The 21,490-nt window shown below is 42.3% G+C and carries 20 protein-coding genes; 12 read left to right on the plus strand and 8 right to left on the minus strand.

Features of this window, described 5'->3' with window-relative positions:
* Positions 1-30 precede the first annotated feature (30 nt).
* Positions 31-1,371, plus strand: coding sequence for a TldD/PmbA family protein (locus NWP21_RS18905; RefSeq protein WP_271735018.1), 1,341 nt, complete (start codon positions 31-33; stop codon positions 1,369-1,371).
* A 93-nt stretch (positions 1,372-1,464) separates the two neighbouring features.
* Here NWP21_RS18905 and NWP21_RS18910 read toward each other — a convergent pair whose 3' ends face one another.
* Genes NWP21_RS18910 through NWP21_RS18920 form a run of 3 tightly spaced genes read right to left on the minus strand, consistent with a single transcriptional unit; the run spans position 1,465 to position 4,603 of the window.
* Positions 1,465-2,487 (minus strand): aspartate carbamoyltransferase catalytic subunit, encoded by a 1,023-nt coding sequence (locus tag NWP21_RS18910; RefSeq protein ID WP_280793887.1) that lies wholly within the window; start codon positions 2,485-2,487, stop codon positions 1,465-1,467.
* A 33-nt stretch (positions 2,488-2,520) separates the two neighbouring features.
* Positions 2,521-3,567, minus strand: coding sequence for a DUF1611 domain-containing protein (locus NWP21_RS18915; protein WP_271735014.1), 1,047 nt, complete (start codon positions 3,565-3,567; stop codon positions 2,521-2,523).
* Positions 3,551-4,603 (minus strand): dipeptide epimerase, encoded by a 1,053-nt coding sequence (locus tag NWP21_RS18920; RefSeq protein ID WP_280793888.1) that lies wholly within the window; start codon positions 4,601-4,603, stop codon positions 3,551-3,553. The genes NWP21_RS18915 and NWP21_RS18920 overlap by 17 nt, the downstream gene beginning before the upstream one ends.
* An 864-nt stretch (positions 4,604-5,467) precedes the next feature.
* Between NWP21_RS18920 and NWP21_RS18925 the strand changes: the two genes are divergently transcribed.
* The 4 genes from NWP21_RS18925 (at position 5,468) to minE (ending at position 9,114) form a co-directional block, all read left to right on the plus strand.
* Positions 5,468-6,793, plus strand: coding sequence for a four-carbon acid sugar kinase family protein (locus NWP21_RS18925; RefSeq protein WP_280793890.1), 1,326 nt, complete (start codon positions 5,468-5,470; stop codon positions 6,791-6,793).
* A gap of 73 nt (positions 6,794-6,866) precedes the next feature.
* Complete coding sequence (gene minC, locus NWP21_RS18930; protein ID WP_280793891.1) at positions 6,867-7,931, plus strand: septum site-determining protein MinC; 1,065 nt, start codon at positions 6,867-6,869, stop codon at positions 7,929-7,931.
* A gap of 44 nt (positions 7,932-7,975) precedes the next feature.
* Positions 7,976-8,782 carry a septum site-determining protein MinD gene (gene minD, locus NWP21_RS18935; RefSeq protein WP_271735008.1) on the plus strand — a complete coding sequence of 269 codons (807 nt, stop codon included), beginning with the start codon at positions 7,976-7,978 and terminating at the stop codon, positions 8,780-8,782.
* Positions 8,783-8,814: 32 nt separating this feature from the next.
* Positions 8,815-9,114 carry a cell division topological specificity factor MinE gene (minE, locus tag NWP21_RS18940; protein ID WP_271735033.1) on the plus strand — a complete coding sequence of 100 codons (300 nt, stop codon included), beginning with the start codon at positions 8,815-8,817 and terminating at the stop codon, positions 9,112-9,114.
* Positions 9,115-9,226: 112 nt separating this feature from the next.
* Here the strand turns inward: minE and NWP21_RS18945 are convergent, their stop codons facing one another.
* On the minus strand, positions 9,227-10,501 hold the full coding sequence (locus NWP21_RS18945) for a hypothetical protein (RefSeq protein ID WP_280793892.1): 1,275 nt from the start codon (positions 10,499-10,501) through the stop codon (positions 9,227-9,229).
* Between the two features lie 939 nt (positions 10,502-11,440).
* On the opposite strand from NWP21_RS18945, the gene fmt reads away from it, so the two are divergent.
* Complete coding sequence (gene fmt / locus NWP21_RS18950; RefSeq protein WP_280793894.1) at positions 11,441-12,442, plus strand: methionyl-tRNA formyltransferase; 1,002 nt, start codon at positions 11,441-11,443, stop codon at positions 12,440-12,442.
* 3 nt (positions 12,443-12,445) lie between these two features.
* On the opposite strand, the gene NWP21_RS18955 is transcribed toward fmt, so the two are convergent.
* Positions 12,446-12,811 carry a DUF6464 family protein gene (locus NWP21_RS18955; RefSeq protein ID WP_280793895.1) on the minus strand — a complete coding sequence of 122 codons (366 nt, stop codon included), beginning with the start codon at positions 12,809-12,811 and terminating at the stop codon, positions 12,446-12,448.
* Between the two features lie 411 nt (positions 12,812-13,222).
* Here NWP21_RS18955 and psaC point away from each other — a divergent pair, with 411 nt between their 5' ends.
* The 4 genes from psaC (at position 13,223) to NWP21_RS18975 (ending at position 16,890) form a co-directional block, all read left to right on the plus strand.
* Complete coding sequence (psaC, locus tag NWP21_RS18960) at positions 13,223-13,468, plus strand: photosystem I iron-sulfur center protein PsaC (protein WP_271735004.1); 246 nt, start codon at positions 13,223-13,225, stop codon at positions 13,466-13,468.
* 217 nt (positions 13,469-13,685) lie between these two features.
* Positions 13,686-15,584 carry a glutamine--fructose-6-phosphate transaminase (isomerizing) gene (gene glmS / locus NWP21_RS18965; RefSeq protein ID WP_280793896.1) on the plus strand — a complete coding sequence of 633 codons (1,899 nt, stop codon included), beginning with the start codon at positions 13,686-13,688 and terminating at the stop codon, positions 15,582-15,584.
* A 436-nt stretch (positions 15,585-16,020) separates the two neighbouring features.
* Entirely contained in the window at positions 16,021-16,278 is a 258-nt protein-coding gene (locus tag NWP21_RS18970) for a hypothetical protein (RefSeq protein WP_271735002.1), read from the plus strand.
* A 279-nt stretch (positions 16,279-16,557) separates the two neighbouring features.
* Positions 16,558-16,890, plus strand: a complete 333-nt coding sequence (locus NWP21_RS18975) for a helix-turn-helix transcriptional regulator (RefSeq protein ID WP_280793897.1) — start codon at positions 16,558-16,560, stop codon at positions 16,888-16,890.
* A 253-nt stretch (positions 16,891-17,143) separates the two neighbouring features.
* Here NWP21_RS18975 and NWP21_RS18980 read toward each other — a convergent pair whose 3' ends face one another.
* Positions 17,144-17,845 (minus strand): polysaccharide deacetylase family protein, encoded by a 702-nt coding sequence (locus NWP21_RS18980; RefSeq protein ID WP_280793899.1) that lies wholly within the window; start codon positions 17,843-17,845, stop codon positions 17,144-17,146.
* 70 nt (positions 17,846-17,915) lie between these two features.
* On the opposite strand from NWP21_RS18980, the gene NWP21_RS18985 reads away from it, so the two are divergent.
* Positions 17,916-19,025: a heparan-alpha-glucosaminide N-acetyltransferase domain-containing protein gene (locus tag NWP21_RS18985; RefSeq protein WP_280793900.1), complete on the plus strand. Its 1,110-nt coding sequence runs from the start codon at positions 17,916-17,918 to the stop codon at positions 19,023-19,025.
* Between the two features lie 135 nt (positions 19,026-19,160).
* On the opposite strand, the gene NWP21_RS18990 is transcribed toward NWP21_RS18985, so the two are convergent.
* Both NWP21_RS18990 and NWP21_RS18995 read right to left on the minus strand, forming a co-directional pair.
* Positions 19,161-20,552: a malic enzyme-like NAD(P)-binding protein gene (locus tag NWP21_RS18990; protein WP_280793901.1), complete on the minus strand. Its 1,392-nt coding sequence runs from the start codon at positions 20,550-20,552 to the stop codon at positions 19,161-19,163.
* 148 nt (positions 20,553-20,700) lie between these two features.
* Positions 20,701-21,075, minus strand: a complete 375-nt coding sequence (locus NWP21_RS18995) for a cytochrome c (RefSeq protein ID WP_271734997.1) — start codon at positions 21,073-21,075, stop codon at positions 20,701-20,703.
* Positions 21,076-21,283: 208 nt separating this feature from the next.
* Between NWP21_RS18995 and petG the strand changes: the two genes are divergently transcribed.
* On the plus strand, positions 21,284-21,397 hold the full coding sequence (gene petG, locus NWP21_RS19000) for a cytochrome b6-f complex subunit V (protein WP_200320785.1): 114 nt from the start codon (positions 21,284-21,286) through the stop codon (positions 21,395-21,397).
* The last annotated feature ends 93 nt before the right edge of the window (positions 21,398-21,490 follow it).

Raw genomic sequence — 21,490 nt, forward strand, 5'->3', positions numbered from 1 at the left:
ACACAATCTCAAATACGAAATCCTTTGACTATGCCGAATATTACAGAAATTGCGAATAACGCCAAGGAAAAAGCTAGTAAACTTGGTATTAAAAAATTTGACATTTACGGCTCAACAATAGATGAAACTAGCGTCCAAGTAGACCAAGGTGAGCCGAAACAAGTAAAAGCCTCAAATCGTTCTGGGGTAACTGTTCGCGTCTGGAATGATGAGAATACAATGGGTGTTACCAGCACCACGGATGTAGATCCCAAAGGGCTAGAATTAGCTTTAAAAACTGCCTACGAGGCAAGTTTTTTTGGTGTGAAGGAAAATGTCCCGGATTTTAGTCCAGAGTCCACTGTTCCTATTGCCTATACACCTCATGATAAAGCGCCCCAAGCACCTGTGGCTGAGTTGATTAACAGTCTACTGGCGGCTGAAAAGGAACTTTTAGCGGCTCATGGGGCAATTAAGGGTGTTCCTTATAATGGTTTAGCTCAAAGAGATATTGATAGGTTCTATGTCAATAGTGACGGTGCTACTAGAACTGAATCTCATTCTTTAGCATCGATTTATCTTTACAGCAAAACTGAGGAAGATGGCAAAAAACCACGCAGTGGTAGCGCTTTTAGAGTTGAGCGGAGTTTAAATAGTCTCGACATTAATGGTTGTGTCCAGGAAACAGCCCAGAAAACTATTAGTCACCTGAACTATGAAAAAATCCAGTCTGGTAAATATCTAGTTGTTTTCTCTCCTGATGCTTTTTTAAGTTTATTGGGTGCTTTTTCTAACCTGTTCAATGCTCAAAGTATTCTGGATAATCAAAGCTTGTCTAATGCCGATGATTTAGGTAAGCAAATTGCTTCACCTTTGCTTTCAGTTTATGATGATGCACTACACCCTGCTAACGTGGGTGCGGAAAGTTTTGATGGTGAAGGAACTCCGACTCGCCAGGTGTCCCTGATTGAAAATGGCGTTTTAAAAAGTTTTCTTCACAGTGCGGGTACTGCGAAAAGAATGAATACCCAGCCGACTGGTAATGCTAGTATTGGGGCAAAAGTCAGCGTTAGTCCTAACTTCTATCATGTTTTTGCAGCTACATCACCCGCACAGGAGTTGAGCTTAGAAACTGCGGAAAATGTGGTTTTGATTGATGATTTACAAGCTCTCCATGCAGGGGTTAAATCTTTACAAGGTTCGTTTTCTCTGCCTTTTGATGGCTGGTTAGTTAATAATGGTGTGAGAACTAGTATTGAATCAGCCACTGTTGCGGGTGATTTCTTGGAACTCCTGAAGTCGATAGTTTATGTAGAAAAAGAAGTCGAGCTTACCCCTGGTGGAGTTTGTCCCAAAATTTGGGTTGACGGACTTTCTATTACTGGAGAGTAACAGTTAAGGGAAGTTATGGGTTGTTGATCAGCCTCTTCTCTTCGGTTGTAGTATATTGCTTTGCGGTCAGTGGGGGACTTAAGTCCCCCACTACTAAGCTGAATCTTTACCACTACCTAATAAATACAACAGTGCCATACGAATAGCGATACCACTGGTAACTTGGGACTGAATTAGGCTAAATTCTGGATCATCCATCAAATCTGAGCTAATTTCTACACCACGGTTGACTGGCCCTGGATGTAAGACTTTAACATGAGGCTGGCACAGTTGTAGTTTTTTGCGTGTAATGCCAAAGGTCTGATGATATTCTCGTAAACTTGGGAGTAGGTGAGCTGTCATGCGTTCCTTTTGCAGGCGCAAGGTCATGACTAAATCTGCATCTTTTAAGGCTGGTTCTAATTCCCAATGTAAAAATAGTTGACGGTTAAGTTTTGGGGATGAGTCAGTTTGACCGCTTTCTAAAACAAAGTCTTGGAATAACTGAGGTAGAAGGGTGGGCGGTGATGCTAGATGGACTTGAGCGCCACTGGCTGTTAAACTCCAGATATTGGATCGGGCTACGCGGGAATGTAAAATGTCTCCAACGATGGCAATTTTTTTATCTTTTAAGAGTTCTAGTCGGGGATGACTGGGGTCAATCAATGTACAGATCGTAAATAAATCTAGCAGTGCTTGGGAAGGATGCTCATGTTGACCATCACCAGCATTGAGCACGTTAACTCTTACTCCCAGACGATCCATTTCTTGCGCGATCGCATTGGGTACTCCTGCTTCTCGATGACGGATGACCATAATATCAGTTCCCATAGCCAAATAGGTTTTGGCTGTGTCAAGAATTGTTTCTCCCTTAGTCATGGAAGAACTGGCGGCGGTGAAGTTAAGGGTATCTGCACTCAGGCGTTTAGCGGCCAGTTCAAAACTGCTGCGGGTGCGTGTGGAGGGTTCAAAAAATAAATTCGCCACCACCTGTCCTTGTAGACTTGGTACTTTTTTTGTCCGCCGTGACAGCACCTCTTGAAAACTAGCAGCAGTTTGTAAAACTGTATCGTATTCATTGGTTGTGAAGTCAGCCAGGGAAAGAACGTGATGACGATTCCAGGTGCTACTAGGCATAAAATTGTTTTTAATATTTAAATTTCGAGTTCCTTAATTATTCATAATCGCATCTAACAAAATCCCAGCCCCAAAACGCACAGGGTCACTGCAAGGTAAACCAGTTTCGGCTGTGGTTTGCGCGATCGCATCTTGAGCTGTCAAGTCGTCTAAATGAGCCGTATTCAAAGCTATACCCACCACAGGAACATCCCCAAAAGCACCTGCTGCACTAGCGACACTTTCATACAAGCGAATTACCTTGGATAAAGAGGGAATCACAACATGGGGATGATTACGCACTTGAGCCTGTCCCGCCCGATGTGCCAAAATTAATTGTGTTGGTTGGGAGCCACGAATTAAAGGCAAAGTAGCAGTAGAACCAGGATGCAGCAATGAACCTTGTCCCTCAATATAGAGAATGTCGTAGTCGTTACCACAACCCATCACCATTTGTTCCACAGCACCGGCCGCAAAATCTACCCGCACAGCATCTAAGGGTATCCCCTCCCCTGCTAACATCACCCCGGCTTGACCTGTAGCTAAAAATTTAGAACGCCACCCCCGTCGCTGTGACTCCCAATGTAATTCTAGGCTAGTGGACATTTTACCAATTGCCATATCAGTTCCCACAGTCAGCACCCGCCGACAGGGAAGAGTACTAGCCAAACCGCTACCAACGCCTAAATTAGCCGGTTCTTGACGTACATCCCAAATTAATTGTCCCGGTTTGAGCAGAGCATTTAACTCTGGTATATTTGCCAATGGTGTGTGTAAACCATTTACCAAAGACATCCCGGCTTGTAAGGCATTTTTAATGTCTTCCCAGTAATCATCCGGTAAGGCCCCACCTTTAGGAGCAATACCAATTACTAGTACTTCCGGTTTGTACTTGAGTGCTGCGGTTAATGATGATACAATTGGCACATTGTTCTTGATCCCAGTTAATTCTAACAAAGATTTGCCCGCACATTGGCGATCAATTAAGGCAACGATGGGGGCTTGACAGTAGCGTAAAAGTGATAGCCCGGTTTTACCCTGAGTTCCCGTAATTCCTTCATGTAGCAGAATTGCTATTTTTTGATTAAGCAGCAAACGCACTGTATTGTACCCCCAAGCCAGGTAAATCGTTTGGTAAAACTCTCCCCTCTTGCAGCAATGCACCGGTAAAGGGGTCATCAATTAAGTTAAGGTGACTGTCTAAATCTAAATAATCAGCTAATGGTGCTAACTGTGCTGCGGCTGTATTTGCTAGTGTACTGTCAGAATAGCAACCGAACATCACTTGTAACCCATAAGCTCGGGCTGTATGTACCATACGCATAGCCTCTGTGAGTCCCCCTGATTTCATGAGTTTGATATTTATACCATCCACATAGTTTGCTAAATCAGGAATATCGCTGTTGGTAAAGCAACTTTCATCCACAAATATTGGTAAAGGGGATTTTTCTTTGAGTGAGGCTAAACTTGTTTCTTGCCCTCGTGGTAATGGTTGTTCTACATATTTTATACCCAAATCAGCTAGCCAATTACACATATAAATGGCATCTTCTAAACTCCAACCCCCGTTTGCATCTACGAATAATTCTAAATTTAGTGCTTCTTGTTGCACTGCTAACAGCATTTTCCGATCAGCCTCGATACCATCAGGATTACCTAATTTTACTTTGAAAAGGCGAACATCCATAAATTCTAACCAGTTCCGCGTCCTCGCCCTGGCTGCGTCCGGTGAATTAATTCCAATTGTGACAGAAGTTGGAACTATAACATTAGGGTCAAATCCCCAAATTTGCCACAGAGGTAATTCCACAAGCTTACCTAGCCAGTCACATAGAGCCATATCCAGCGCTGCCCTCACCGATGAGGGAGCCTGCCGTTGTGTTAAAATTACCTCAATTTGCTGTCGTTGTAACGGGCTAAATGTTTTTAATATTGGTGCTAGTTCCTGCAAATGCTGTTTAATCAGAACAGTAGATTGGGCATGATTACCTACACCAAATGGCGATGCTTCCCCCCAACCCTCAATGCCATCGTGTAAAATCTTTACCCATAGGTTTGTTGTTTGGGATGTTGTTCCGCGACTAATAGTCAAGGGAAACCTTTTATTGACAGTAAATGGTTTTATTTCTAGTTGCATGAGCAATATTGGCACAAAACAATTTATTAGCAATATCATATGATAATCGTGTTAAAAATACTAACGAAATACATTGATTTTTAGCTAAAATTATGACTAAAAAACCGAAACCAGAAATTACATAGCACAGAAGATATTCAAAATCTTTTAATTCATTAACAAACACTTATATAAGAAATCATTCAATCATAAAATTATGTATTAGCCTGAGTCGGATATGCAAATATTTTCAGAAGATTAAAAAAATCTTTCAGATCAAGGTATGTACAAACTACTAAGCTACGTAAACCATAAATGTGATAAAATTAATTTTTTATCCTTCATAAAACTGATAAATGCTGTATTATTATATGTGTGTCAAGAAATCTCGAATATCAAAAAAATACCAGCAAATAAAACAAGTTTAATAGTAAATATCCAAATTCCGTACTATCACAGCAACTTTTATTTAAGTCAGGTACAATAGTGCCGACAAAAGTTATAAGATTCTTAAAGGTTGTTTGATAAGTTTTAAACAGGTAATTTTTATCTTAGGGAACACAGGAAAACACCGAACACACCGAACATGGAATGGGGAATGGGGAATGGGAAGGATTGCGGAACACACCGAACACACAAAAAACAATAAAATCCAGTCCCCTTCCCTTACAAGGGGAGGGTTAGGGAGGGGTAAAACAATATTTGATACAGTAATCATAACTTGACAAACATCCTCTAAGAGTACCGCTCTATAATGTAACATGGGGTATCTGTGTTCATTTGTGTTGATGATCTGTGGTTAAATAAAAAATCTTCTATCAGTAAAAGTTACTGCCAACGCATTTTGCGGGATAATAAAAAAATACTTGTAAATAAAACACATTTATGAATAATAGACCCAAAATTATTGTTTTAGATGATGACCCCACAGGCTCGCAAACTGTCCACAGTTGCTTACTGTTGATGCAGTGGGATGTAGATACTTTACGCCTCGGCTTGCGAGATGATTCACCAATATTCTTTGTCCTGACAAATACGAGATCCTTACCGCCGGAGTCAGCAGCTGCCGTGACTAGAGAAGTCTGTCAAAAGTTAAAACAGGCGTTAAGAGAGGAAAATATAACTGACTTTTTAGTTGTTAGCCGTTCCGACTCAACACTGCGAGGACATTATCCCATAGAAACGGATGCGATCGCCCAAGAACTCGGACCGTTTGACGCTCATTTTCTTGTCCCGGCATTTTTTGAAGGTGGTCGCATCACCCGCGACAGCGTACACTACCTGATGATTGATGGTATACCGACCCCAGTACATGAAACAGAATTTGCCCGTGATTCCGTATTCAGCTACCATCACAGTTACTTACCCAAATATGTAGATGAAAAGACTCAGGGGCGTATTAGTGCGGAATCTGTAACCCGATTTTTACTGGAGGATATTCGCAGTGGTAGTTTAGAACGCTTATTGGGACTGAGTAATAATCAGTGCGCCGTGGTAGATGGTGAGACACAAGCGGATCTCAACTCCTTTGCGGTAGATGTGCTAACGGCAGCAAGTCAAGGAAAACGCTTTTTGTTTCGCAGTGCTGCCAGTATTCTAACAGCTTTGGCGGGCTTACCTCCTCAACCCATTGCCGCTGAAAACATGGCGGAATATGTGCGGGACGGAAAACCGGGTGCAGTAATTGTCGGTTCCCACGTGAAAAAGACCACTCAGCAGTTGCAGTCGTTATTGCAAGTGGAGGGGACGGTGGGAATTGAAGTAGATGTAGCACGATTACTGGATAATGGGGTGAATGAATCGGCTAAACTGCTAACCGAGATTGTGAAAACTACAAAAGCGGTACATAATGGTGGGAAAACACCAGTAGTTTATACCAGTCGTCAGGAACTAACTTTTCAGGATATCAACAGTAGGTTAGAATTTGGGCTGAAAGTTTCGGGTTTATTGATGGATATTGTCCGGGGTTTACCATCTGATATCGGATTTTTAATCAGCAAGGGTGGGATAACTTCCAACGATGTCTTAAGTACCGGACTGTGTTTAAATTCAGCCCGGTTACTGGGACAAATTTTAGCTGGTTGTTCAATGGTGATCACCACTGCGGAACACCCTCGGTTTCCCAATTTACCAGTGGTGCTGTTTCCTGGTAATGTCGGCGATGCTGATGCCTTGGCGACAATTTACAGAAGATTAACTAGAAAGCCATAGGTAAAAAAATTTTTGGATTTTACAACTGACTTAATATTGATAATTACTCGGTGTATCTTTTGGTTGGTGCTGCATGACTTCTGATTCTCATATCCCCAATTTAGAGTCAAATTCTGCACTCCCTGATGCAGGATTAACGTCTCATGTTCCGGATTTAGAGGTAAATCCTAGCTTTGCAGAGGTTGGGTCGTTGAAGTCCGGTAATATTGAGACTCCTTCTGATAATATTATCCCGGATGCAGAACTAAATTCTGTTATCCTTTACTTACAGTCAAATTCTGAATCGGATGATCTAGATTCAAACTCTATTCCTACTGATGTAGATTCTCTGTCTCAGTTGGATGATATAGATTTGGATAGTGACCCTCCTGAGTCATTAACAGCAGAGAATAGTTTAAAAAACCATATCCAAGTGCAGTTAAAAAGTGAGGGAGAAAGACTGTTGGTAGTTTTGCCAGATGAATCTCAAATACCAGCTTCAGAACTCGCCTGGTCTGAGATTTGGCAACAATTAAAGTTGCGCTTAAATGCCAGCGAACGCTTTCGCAGATCTAGCAGACCAGTACATTTAATCGCTAAAGACCGGTTGTTAGATGGACGACAACTACAAGAATTCGCTGAGGCTTTGGGTGAGGCGCAACTGGATTTGAAATCTGTAGCCACCAGTCGTCGGCAAACGGCGATCGCCGCTGTCACCTCTGGTTATTCAGTCGAACAGATTGCACCAGAAAGTTCTCTCAATTCCCAGTCTAAAACTGCTATACCCACCTCAGCAGATGCCCTATATCTAGAAATGACAGTACGCTCCGGGACTGAAATTCGTCATCCTGGCACAGTAGTTATTTTAGGAGATTTAAATCCAGGTGGTATCGTAGTTGCACAAGGAGATATTGTAGTATGGGGAAGATTACGTGGAATTGCTCATGCGGGTGCCGGAGGCAATCGTCAGTGTCTGATTATGGCCTTGCAAATGGAACCAACCCAGTTGCGGATCGCGGATGCTGTAGCTAGGTCTCCAGAGAAATCACCAATGCCGACTTTTCCAGAAGTGGCTCACATTACCTCCGAAGGAATTCGCATCGCCAGGGCTAATGATTTTTCCAGAAACCAATTAAATAGGTTAAATCAGGTGCTATAAGTATTTACTATATTTCCTGAACCCTCATCGGGCGCAACTCTATCATGACTCGGATTATTGTCATTACCTCCGGTAAAGGAGGAGTGGGTAAAACCACAGTTTCAGCAAATTTAGGCATGACTTTAGCCAAAATGGGGCGTCAAGTAGCTTTAGTTGATGCGGATTTTGGTCTGAGAAATTTGGATTTGTTACTGGGACTAGAAAACCGCATAGTTTATACTGCGGTGGAAGTTCTGGCTAGGGAGTGTCGATTAGAACAGGCCTTGGTTAAAGATAAGCGACAGCCCAATCTTGTATTACTACCAGCAGCGCAAAATCGTTCTAAAGACGCAGTCACTCCGGAACAAATGAAATTGCTAGTGAATGCACTAGCCCAAAAGTTTCAGTACGTGATTATTGACAGTCCGGCTGGTATTGAAAATGGGTTTAAAAATGCCATCGCCCCGGCAAAAGAAGCCCTAATTGTCACTACTCCTGAAATTTCCGCAGTTCGCGATGCTGACAGAGTAGTGGGGTTATTAGAAGCACAAGGAATTAAGCGTGCTCATTTAATCATTAACCGCATCAGACCAGCAATGGTGCGAGCAAATGATATGATGTCTGTGCAAGACGTTCAGGAACTTCTGGCAATACCCCTCATCGGGGTGATACCGGATGATGACCGTGTTATTGTCTCTACCAATCGCGGCGAACCTTTAGTATTAGGGGAAACCCCCTCTTTAGCTGCCATAGCCTTTGATAATATTGCCCGTAGATTGGAAGGAGAAAAGGTCGATTTTCTTGATCTGGACTCACCCCACGACAGCCTCTTCGCCCGTCTGCGAAGGTTGTTATGGACAAAGATTGTTTAATTCATGTTCCAGTCTCCGCAAACCTATTGGCAATGATTCTCGAACTTATAGAACGATTATTTTTACGTAGTCCTGACAGCAGTCGCACACAAGTGAAACGTCGCTTGCAACTGGTGATTGCCCACGACCGCGTTGATTTAGACCCGCAAAAGTTAGAAAAAATGCGACAGGAAATTCTAGAGATAGTTTGTCGCTATGTGGAAATTGAGGCAGAGGGACTAGAGTTTTCTTTAGAAAGCAACCAACGCACCACAGCCTTGATTGCTAATTTACCTATCCGTCGCGTCAAACAAACCCTGAATCAATTAGAAAACAGTGAAAAGTTAGAATAGTAGTAGTTAGGTAAATCACTAAATAGAAAAATTTATTCTATAGCTTTAATTGTTGTAAAAAAAATCCCGTTGTGATTATATGACAACGGGAGTAAGGCTGACCATTTAGAAGCTATCGAGAAGCAAATTGTGGACCTGGCCAAACTTCTGTAATTTTTTGACCAAAAGTAATAGGCTGATCTGCATCGGTTGTATCTAAAGTCTGACCATCGGTAGTAACTTGCACCAAAGGCCAGTTTTCTTCTCCCATTTCTCCTGAACGGAAAAGTGCATGATCAGGTTTGTTTTTACTCCAACCCAATAATACGGCTATCTTCTCATGCTCATGTGCCTCACGAGCAGGAGCAACAGTATTAATGTAATTTTTTTGCATGTCCCAAATGACTGCATGGTCTGTAGAATCGCCTGTGTTGAACTTACCTTTAAATTTACGTGCTAAAAAGCGATCGCCTTTTTCTGACCAGCTAACAGGAACTAAAACCCCAATTTGACCACTCATACCAGTATCTGCTACCACTGATGAGTCCTTTGTGTTCAACAAAGGATCCCTCAGAGGATCAGTTGAAAGCATCACCCGCAAGGTTTTAGCTTGCGTATCTTCCAGAAACATTACACTGGTAACTTTGCTGTTATACATTTCTGGTTTTACTTCTAGCTGCACCCTACTGTAAACAATATATCTACCATCTGGAGAACTCACAGGCACACTGCGGTAATAGCGAACCCCCGAACCACCGTTAGCACTAATCGCCTCATGGGTAGCGAGAATCCATTTCCAAGGAATGGGATGGGGGCTTCCTATGGGATCAATGACTGCTACTTGCGCTTCATCCAGTTCTTCAATCACAGGTGTTTCTCGCCTGAAAATTTCTGGCAATTGTTGAGGAGTTTTTCTCAATGATTTAGCCATCAGCAATTCATTAGGGAACTGTGCATGAAGGCTATTCCCAGACTGTGGGAATTGTTGCCCTAAATTAAATTTACTCACAGGAGTTTCTGGAATTACTACTAGTTCTCCTCCTGTGAATGCTGAAACATGACGGTCCTCAATATCTGTTAGCAAAGAGTAAGCCCCGTTTTGTAATCTTGACTGTTCCCCAAGAGAAGCCATTAACAATGGCATAGTGGGAGATTTTGCCGTCAAAGAGATGATGGGAGATGTTGTTAATGCTTCAACTAAATAAGGTTCATTTATACTAGCCACTGTCAAAGGATCAGAGTCAAACTCTGACCGTGCATTGGCCATATTTGTGACTGCTTTTGATTGTTTTGCTGAGGTAGAGTGAACCGATACAGCAACTAAGGGGGTGATCAGCATCACCAGAACAAAATAATTGAGAAATGGTTGGAGGCGGAACCATCCTGATAGCAAGAAGGGTTTGAGCATATGTGGACTCTCTAGGGAGGAGGGCGTGCTGTGTGAAGAGCAATACCTAGGCAGCAAGGAAGCAGACGATAATTAGATAATTAAAGATATAACTACAAATTTCTACATTTAACGATTTAAACTGGATAATTTGTTGAAACTTTGCAGAACTTGACAAAAGTTTAGTATCATAATGATTTGCACCTGTTTACAGAGAGATTGTAATTGTGTTCCTGGAGGTTTGCCATCAAAAAGTCATGCAGAGTAACTCTATAGTTATTAGCTACATACAATATGGTACATTTCCTTACCCTATTGATTCCTGCTACAAGAAAGCAGAGCCTGATCAAGGTAAAATTCAGGCGTTAGTTCAAAAGTTGAGAAGGATGATGCACAACTCAATAAAACTAAGAAAACAGCTTGACCATCTACCCTAAGATAGAAACTAATATTTCTGGAAAAATTGAGGCATCGCCATCTCATGAGTTCGATAAACACAACTAAACTCTTAACCAAATAGGGGTTAAACCCATCACACAGATTGATTCAGTCAGCCTAAAATGACTGGTTGTGAAACATAGCCAAATAGGAAGACTAATACTGCCGAGAGTTCACACCAACTGATTAGCTGCTTAACCCACTATATATAGTCTATCAAGGAAACTTGATTTTCGCCAATATGAAACCACTTTAACATCAAAAAAATTCATTTTGCAGTGTTACTGCTAATAAGCTTGGTTCATGGACACCGTACCGTCGGGAACGGGGTGATTTATCAGGATATGTAACGCCAGATTATTTATCCGTGTTTTGATTTAGTACGCAACTACTACTAAGTACATCAGTGGGCGAAAATCCTATAGAATTATCTAAATTGGTTTTGAGTCAGGACTTTATTTGTATTTTGTCCTGGGGGAAAGACAAATCATTTCAGATGACCTACGTAACAAGTAATAACTAATGAAAATAGTATTTTTTGGAACACCTCACTTCGCCGTTCCTACCCTAGAAAAATTATTAAATCAACCAGAGTTTGAGATTTTAGCAGTTGTCACCCAACCTGATAAACGCCGTGAACGGGGAAATAAATTAATCCATTCCCCCATCAAAACCGTTGCTATTGACCATAACTTGCCTGTATGGCAACCACCACGGATTAAAAAGGATACTGAGACTTTAACCCAACTTCAACAGTCTGATGCAGATGTCTTTGTGGTGGTGGCCTATGGACAGATTTTGTCAGCAGAAATATTGGAGATACCCAGGTTAGGTTGTATTAACGTCCATGGCTCGATTTTACCTAAGTATCGTGGTGCAGCACCAATTCAGTGGTGTCTCTATAACGGTGAAAAGGAAACGGGAATCACCACAATGTTAATGGATGTAGGAATGGATACCGGAGCTATGTTATTGAAGGCAAGCACACCGATTGCATTGCTAGATAATTCCCAGGATTTAGCTCAGAGGCTATCTGTAATGGGTGGAGATTTATTAGTAGAAACTTTATTCCATTGGCAAAATCAAGAAATTGAACCTGTTCCTCAAGATGACTCAGAAGCGACTTACGCGCCTTTGATTACAAAGCACAACTACACATTAGACTGGTCAAAGACTGCTATTCAATTACACAACCAAATTAGAGGCTTTTACCCCAATTGTACAACCACCTTTCGTGATCAAGGAATAAAAATTATTGCCTCTATTCCCATTGGGGATGCTTACTGTGACGATTCGACAACTGAAATAAAAGAAATATACGAAAAATTACCTGATTTATCAACCAGATCAGGGAGTATAGGAGAAGTGGTAAGCATCGCCAAGGGAATTGGCCCTATTGCCCAAACTGGTCAGGGGTTGCTACTTTTACGAGAGGTTCAGTTAGCCGGTAAACGTCCCCAGTCGGGATGGGATTTTGTCAATGGTAACCGTTTAATTGTGGGCGAAGTATTAGGGAATTGTTGACACCTAACTTCTCACTTCTATTTGTTCGTAGAAACGACAAGACTCACACGGTCCGTCCGGGTTGACAGCACAGCGGATGATTTCTGACTGTGCATTATAGATACAGGTAGCATCACCTATTACCCAACGTCCCTTGACTAAGGTTTTCTCCGTTGGTCTTTTGGCTGACTGTACGTAAAGGGCTATATTCCGCAAGTGGTAACGTCCCGATTTAAATTGGTATCTGTGGCGGCGTTCTAATACCGCATAAGTTTTACCTTCAAAATCTACATAGTTTCCTGGTTGGGGTGTCCAATCAAGTTGGACTCTACCGAGTGACTGGTGACCATGTGTCAGAATCACCTCAGTTGCTAAAGACTCTGGCTCCATAAATAAATTTATGTGATGTGATTTACATTATACAAATCTTATCGCAGTAAACTACTCTAGCTGACCAAATCACCGCGATCGCTGGTGATCGCCGAGCACTATTTGCTTTGCTGTAATAGTCTATAATTACTATGGAGAAATCCTAGATTGACTTGATTTGTGTTTACTTTCACTTCATATAAGTTTACAAATAGCAGGGCTTTGAGCCGGCATAAAAGTAAATAGACCCATTGATTCTCATTGATATATAGGCAATAGAGAGATTTAGCAAATATAAAATTTCCCCAGTGGCTATTACATTGTTTAAAGTTATGTAGCCTTTTGATTACGGACGATAAGCTACTGCTGTAAACTATGCTTTGATATATGATTCTTTTGCAGAGAAGAACACTGGAAAGGAGCCTTTTTTCAATGTCTCATACCGTAAAAATCTACGATACCTGCATTGGCTGCACCCAGTGCGTCCGCGCTTGTCCTACAGACGTGTTGGAGATGGTGCCCTGGGAAGGCTGTAAAGCCGCTCAAATTGCCTCTTCACCGCGCACCGAAGACTGCGTGGGATGTAAGCGTTGTGAAACAGCTTGCCCTACTGACTTTTTAAGCATTCGAGTCTACTTAGGGGCTGAAACAACTCGCAGTATGGGTCTAGCTTATTAAGGAATTGACTTTAAATTCCTGATTTGGTTGACGATTTACGATTGTAGGGTGGATATGTTCACCCTACGACATTTTTATTTTTTTAGGAAAAGTAAAAAACCATTACCATAGCTGGTAGCATAGGGAGCTAATTGCTCCTTTTTTTTGGGAGAGAATGCCGCTGTTCTGCTGGCAACTAGACTAGATTGCAGTATATTGAAACCAGGTGGTGTCAGTCATGTGTGGAATCGTTGGGTATATAGGCACTCAATCAGCAACAGATATCTTACTGGCAGGGCTAGAAAAACTAGAATATCGGGGATACGACTCCGCCGGTATAGCCACCGTATGGGAAGATGAGGTAAAATGTGTTCGCGCCAAAGGAAAACTACACAACCTGCGTTCTAAACTCGAACAAATAGCAACTCCTGCCCAAATTGGTATCGGTCACACCCGCTGGGCGACTCATGGTAAACCGGAAGAACACAACGCCCATCCCCATATGGACAATAACATGCGTGTGGCGGTGGTACAAAATGGCATTGTCGAAAACTACCGGGAATTGCGCGAAGAACTTAAACAAAAAGGACACCTGTTTGTTTCCGAAACTGACACCGAAGTAATTCCCCATCTCATAGCCGAATTTCTAAAGCATCCCCCAACGCCCCATCTCCCTACCTCCCCATCTCCTTTATTAGAAGCAATTCGCCAAGCCGTTAACTATCTTCAGGGTGCATTTGCCATCGCAGTTATTTCTGCTGACCACCCAGATGAGTTGATTGTAGTGCGTCAACAAGCCCCCTTAGTGATTGGCTTTGGTCAAGGTGAGTTCTTTTGCGCCTCTGACACTCCAGCAATTGTGGCTCATACCCGTGCCATTTTACCGCTAGAAAATGGCGAAATCGCTAGAATGACACCATTAGGGGTAGAAATTTATAACTTTGCCGGGTATAGGTTGAGAAAACAACCCCGGTTGCTGAATTTGAATCCCACGATGGTAGAAAAGCAGGGATTCAAACACTTTATGCTCAAAGAAATCCATGAGCAACCGGGGGTAGTTAGAGCTAGTTTATCTGCTTACTTTCATACTGGTACTAATTTGACTGAATCAAGGTCACCAATTAACCTCAACTTACCTGATGAATTTTACACAGACCTAGAACAAATTAATATTGTTGCCTGTGGTACGAGTTGGCACGCAGGATTAATCGGCAAATATTTAATTGAACAACTGGCAGGGATTTCTACTCAAGTACATTATGCTTCTGAGTATCGCTATGCACCTTCACCATTAACAGCGAATACGTTAATTATTGGTGTTACCCAATCAGGTGAAACTGCGGATACACTGGCAGCATTAGGTATGGAAAAAGAGCGTCGCCAAGGGAAAGAAGACAAATATCAAGCCCGACTTTTAGGTATTACCAATCGTCCGGAAAGCAGCCTGGGGTTAATGGTTCCCCATATTATCAATACCTTAGCAGGAATTGAAATTGGGGTGGCGGCAACAAAAACCTTTGTCGCCCAACTGATGGCATTTTATGCTTTAGCCTTAGATTTAGCAGCCCGTCTTCAGACAGTTTCGCCAGAGAGGCTAGCAGAAATTATTCACGGGTTGCAGCAAATTCCTCAACAAATTGAGGGGACTTTGACAAGTCAGGAAACTTTAACCGAACACTTAGCACATGACTTTGCTGAAACCAAGGATTTTATCTTTTTGGGGAGGGGGATCAACTTTCCTGTTGCTTTAGAAGGAGCTTTAAAATTAAAGGAAATCAGCTATATTCATGCTGAAGGTTACCCAGCGGGGGAAATGAAACATGGACCGATTGCTTTATTGGAAGCGAAAGTTCCTGTGGTAGCGATCGCTGTTCCCGGTAGTGTTTATGAAAAGGTGCTTTCTAATGCCCAAGAAGCCAAAGCCAGAGATTCCCGCTTAATTGGTGTAACTCCCATCCATGATGGGGAAGCTGGGGAGATTTTTAACGATTTGCTTCCCGTTTCTGAGGTAGATGAGTTATTGTCGCCTATTCTGACAGTGATTCCTTTGCAATTGTTAGCTTATCATATTGCCGCCCGTCGTGGTTTGGATGTGGATCAACCTCGTAATCTCGCTAAGAGCGTGACGGTGGAATAATTTTCAATCGGGTTCAGTTAATGCTGTGGAAACATCAGCCTCTGGTGTTGTCTCTAAGTCAACCGCATCCGGTAACCTCAATCAGCAAGTGATTTATAGCCGACAGATATCAGCAGATGGTTGAATTGATCAGTTCATTAATGCTAAAATGCCTTTTTTGGGTAAGGCGTTGTCCAGTGGGTGAGGCAATGTAGCAGGAGTACTGCCTGTGATTATTGATTTAACCCACAATCTCCCGTGATTAATGCGCGGGAGATTGGTTTTAACTGCAATTGCTTAGATCAGTAATTGTCAAGTAATTTTTTTACCCCAAAGTTAATAATAACTTTTTGCGGATCTCTCTAAAGATTTTTGAAAGGCTGCAATAGTCCGTTTCAAAATCAATATCAAGATTTTCGTTTTTTTATTGTCCAGGTTTGCAATTCTTGAACTTAATATGAAACTCATCAAAAAATCTGAAAAGCTTCTCCTCGATAAAATCAAGTTGATGGAGGAAGCAGAAGAACAAGGTTTTCCAGCAGACACTGTTAATGTCTCAGAAGCTGTGGTTGAGGAATATCCCGAATATATAGAGAATGGACAGATTAACTACATTCCTGTACGTACTCATCCCATAGTCCAATCTCTTGGTAACTCAGGTTGGCAAGTTTCCGATATTTGGAAGGATGTCAGGGTAGATAACTTTTCCAGTTGAGAGAAGCAGTAATTAAATCTGTGCATTTGTCCCACGCCTATAAGGAGTGGGTTTGCGGCTCTCATAGGCGCAAAAGTGTTGATTTTACTGATCCATTACCGCTGAAATTTATGGGGAACTATGGTTGTGTATATTTTATTAAACCTTTTATAGATAGTCTCAGCAAAAACAATTAAGTATATATAGTGTAAAGAAAAAAAATTACTAATTTTCTAGGCTTTATTTTCTTTTGGTGATAGAATATACGACTGATATAGATAAAATAAAAGTGCTGTAGCTGTGAAAAAGAAGCCAAAACCAAGGATAGCTTCGCTCCGTGAAAAAGCAGGGCTAACTCAACTTGAACTCTCTCGTCTTGTAGGCGTAACTGAAAGCACGATTCAGAACTGGGAAAGCGGTAGAACTGGGATAGAGCATATTGAAAGAATTATTAGGTTTTGCAAAGCTTTGAATTGCCAAGTTGAAGACCTGATTGAACGTGGGAGTGATTCACCTCACAATTTTACACATCAACCAAATTCATTACGTGACATCCATAATCTCCTGGGTACTGAAGACTCAGCATACCCTTCTTATCCTTTTAGTGAAGAGGAAGCAACCAATTGGAAATAGTTGGCTTTGTATCCTAAGTTCATAAAAATATCGAGGTAAGCGGGGGAATCAGCGGCTTTAGCCCTGAGATGGAAGCGACTTGGTGGTTTTAACCACCGTGGTCTTTTCTGGTCAAAAGTATCCAGTAAGCTAGGCTTAGACTTTAGCCGACTGGGTAGACGGTGTTTGACCATCGTAGCGAGAGTAAGACTGTGGGGTTAGACCTAAAGTTACTCTGTCAGCAGAATCTCAGTGTCTTTAGACCATCAGAGTGTCAAACTGAATTCTTGGCTGTGAAGTCATGGTTGTTTTTTTGCTCCCAAAGAGTATCAATAGTCACAAATTCATAGCCTTGATCTATTAATTGCGGAATTAGTGCTTGGATAGTGACAGCAACATCCTGTCCACCACAAGCACCATCATGCAAAACAATTAGTGAACCGTTCTGCACTTGTTTAAGAACTCGTCGGACTACAGTAGCTCCTCCCGGCCTTACCCAGTCTTCTGGTACAACACTCCACATAACTGGGCGGTAATTCCATTTAAAGAATAATTGTAAAGTTTGGGGTGTAAACAAACCGTTGGGGGGTCGAACATCACACACTTGTTCGGGTGTCAATTCACAAGCATTGTAGATCGCAGCTTGAGTTCTTTTTAAACTTTGTTGCAGGTGATTTGGGGAGAGGGTGGGAAAAGAACGATGATCATAACCATGTAATCCGATCCAGTGTCCGCGATCGCATATGGCTTTGACAATAGCTGGGGAACGATTAACACAAGCACCCAAGCAAAAAAAGCTGGACTTGATATTGTAGCGGTCTAATACTGCCAATACTTGGGGTGTGTATTCCGGGTGAGGTCCATCATCAAAAGTCAGAGCGATCGCTTTATAATCACGATTACCACTCCAAAGACAGTTAGGAAAACTGGGTTGGAGAATGCGATAAAACAACGGGAATAGCGGAGCTAACTGCATCTTAACTTACTTGTAGCTTCTGCTAATCTAGCGTGTAAAAAATCAAATATTCATATATAAAATCTACCCTATGCGCCTGTTCTCACTGGATGTGTTTCGCGGTATTACCATTGCTGCGATGATTTTAGTCAACATGGCAGGAGTAGCGGGTAAAGTATATCCTCCCCTAGCTCATGCTGATTGGCACGGATGCACACCGACAGACCTAGTATTTCCCTTTTTCTTGTTTATTGTCGGTGTAGCAATGTCATTTTCCTTGTCAAAGTACACCGCAGGGGTTTACCGGCGCATCTGGCGTCGTACTGCCATACTATTTCTCCTAGGCTTACTACTAAACGGCTTTTGGAATCAGGAGATTTGGACTTTTGATTTAAGTAATATCCGCATCATGGGAGTATTACAGCGCATTAGTTTAACATACCTGCTCGCTGCCCTTGCTGTCCTCAAACTACCAGCCAAAGGACAGTGGATACTAGCAGTTGTTTTACTCATCGGCTATTGGCTAATCATGATGTATGTCCCAGTTCCCGATTATGGGAGGGGTATACTGACTCGCACCGGTAACTTTGGCGCTTATATTGACCGCTTAATTATTCCCCCAGATCACCTATATGCAGGTGACGGGTATGATAACTTGGGAGATCCAGAGGGACTATTTAGCACCATTCCCGCAGCCGTTAGTCTTCTGGGCGGCTACTTTGCCGGTAGATGGATACGCAATCAACCAGTAAAAACACGTACAAGCGTAGGATTGGGATTATTTGGGCTTGGTTGCTTAATTATTGGTGGGGTGTGGGGTTTAACCTTTCCCATTAATAAAAAACTATGGACAAGTTCCTATGTGATGTTTAGCACTGGTTGGGCTTTACTATTCCTAGCAGGTTGTTATGAATTGATAGAAGTAAGGCTAATTCGACGCTGGAGTAAACCCTTTGAAATAATGGGCTTAAATGCGATCGCCCTGTTCACAGCATCGATTTTACTAATTAAAATCTTAGTGAGAACCAAAATCGGCACAGATGAAACCACCATCAGCACCTACAACTGGATTTACCAAAACATTTTCGCATCTTGGGCGGGTGCGATCAACGGTTCATTGCTATTCGCCCTAGTCACACTCTTATTTTGGTTAGCAGTGAGTTATCTCATGTATCGCCAACAGTGGTTTATTAAAGTCTAAGCCTCCCATAGCGGGGGTGGCGTAGCCATAGCAGTAGCTCAATTGGATGAGAAGCATACACTGAATTTCTCAAAGAAATTCAGTTACGGGAGTATGTCAGATTACCTATCTACCTGCAATGTGCTGTAAGTCCTGTTAACTGTGAGCAATTCCTTCTTGACGGGCTGCTTGTTGGACAGCAGCAGCAACAGCAGGAGCAACGCGTTTATCAAAGACTGAGGGGATAATATGTTCCCGATGCAAGTCTGAGGGTTTAACTAAAGATGCGATCGCACTAGCTGCTTCTAAATACATACTGGTAGTAATAGACCGGGCGCGACAATCTAAAGCACCACGAAATACCCCCGGAAAAGCCAAAACATTATTAATTTGATTCGGGTAGTCACTCCGACCGGTGGCCATCACAGCGACAAGTTTACTTACTAGTTCTGGCTGAATTTCGGGAATGGGATTAGCCATAGCAAAAACAATGGGGTCTTTAGCCATTGCTTGCACCATTTCCACTGTCAATACTCCCGGGGCGCTCACACCGATAAACACGTCTGCGCCCTGCATTGCACCTGCTAAAGTCCCCTGAGCCTTAACGGCAAATTCCTGCTTCTCTGGGGTCAAATCAGTGCGGTTAGTCGAGAGAATTCCTTTAGAGTCGCACATCCAAATTTTTTCGGCTCCAGCTTTGCGAAGTAACCGAGCGATGGCTACCCCAGCAGCTCCCGCACCATTAATCACAATGCGGATTTGTGCAATGGACTTGTTTACCAGTTTTAAAGCGTTAAACAAGGCTGCTAAGGTGACAATGGCTGTACCGTGTTGGTCATCATGAAACACCGGGATATCTAATTCTGCTCGTAATCTCTGTTCAATTTCAAAGCAACGAGGCGCAGCAATGTCCTCTAAATTAACACCACCAAAAACCGGCGCGAGGTTTTTCACCGTCCGCACAATTTCATCTGTATCTTGGGTATCAAGACAGATAGGAAAAGCATCAAGACCAGCGAATTCTTTAAACAGCATCGCTTTACCTTCCATCACTGGTAAAGCCGCAGATGGTCCGAGATTTCCCAAACCCAAAACTGCACTACCATCAGTCACAATAGCTACAGTATTTTGTTTGATAGTTAAATTGTAAACTTCTTCGGGAGCTTGGGCGATCGCAGTACAAATGCGACCTACTCCTGGGGTGTAGGCCATAGCTAAATCTGAAACACTCGTCAGGGGAATGCGACTGGTAATGCTAATTTTGCCCCCACGGTGCAGGTTAAATGTGCGATCGTAAACACTTAGCACCTGAATATCTGGTAATCCTTTCACGGCTTGCACAATAGTCTCAGCGTGTTCGGTACTAGCCGCATCTACAGTAATATCACGTATAGACTCATGGCGTGTTTGTTGGATTAAATCAATTTGTCCCAGATTACCACCGCTGATGGCGATGGCCTGGGTAATTGATGCTAACATTCCCACACGATTGGGAATTTGCAACCGGAGGGTAACACTAAAACTAGAATTAGGAGTTAGCTTTGTCATTGTGATTTTGGATTTTAAGTTTGATATTTTATATCGAATTGTCCGGAAATCGTAGCTAATTTTACCTCATTTAACCAATAATCCCACAGCTTCAAGCAGTGGGAGCACGAAGACAGCCGCCAAGTCTAGGATTATCCGCGCAATCTGACTATAGACTCTCCAAATAATTCAATAGGTCTGCCATTTCGTGAGCGCTAGGTTGAAATTTGGGCATTGGAGGTGTTTCGCCACTAATTACTTGGTGAATTAGCTGGGATGGTGATTTGCGCTTTGAAACCCCTTGTAAACTAGGTCCTACTAGTCCGTCCGCTTCTATTCCATGACAACCAGCACAGTTGATCTGAAAGATAGCATTTCCTTGAACTGGGTTTCCTTTGAGGGAAAGGACATTCTTCACATAAGGATCGGAAGCTCGAACCATTTGCACACCAAAAATGCCCAAAGGAGCTGCTAGTAGTATCGCCAGAGCTAACAAGGCGATCCACTGTATTTGAGTTTCGGGTTTGGTAATTTGGTTATCCAAAAAGTTTGCCGTAGAAGTCGAGGTTACTAAAAGTTTTACATTTCCTACACATAGCTTAAAATTTCTTGATGGTGTCTGCAAGCACTAAATATAATTTTTTCCTGATGATTTATGGACTAAAAACATTGTCGAGGGCGGGATTCATCCTCAATTTGATAGAATGAACAGCAGCATCCTATATCAAACATTCGCTAACAGGAGATTTAAAGTGGTTGAACCCCTGCTCTCAGGTATTGTCCTTGGTCTGATTTTTGTCACCCTTTCCGGGCTATTTTACGCTGCCTATAGGCAATACAAGCGCCCCACCGAGTTGGGCGGTTAATATTTATCAGTAGAGATGCGAGGAATCGCATCTCTATTTTTGTATAAAGTTACTTATATTTTATAGTGGAACATATTTAAATAGCATATAATT

It is taken from the genome of Anabaenopsis sp. FSS-46, from assembly GCF_029891665.1.
Lineage (GTDB): Bacteria > Cyanobacteriota > Cyanobacteriia > Cyanobacteriales > Nostocaceae > Anabaenopsis > Anabaenopsis arnoldii.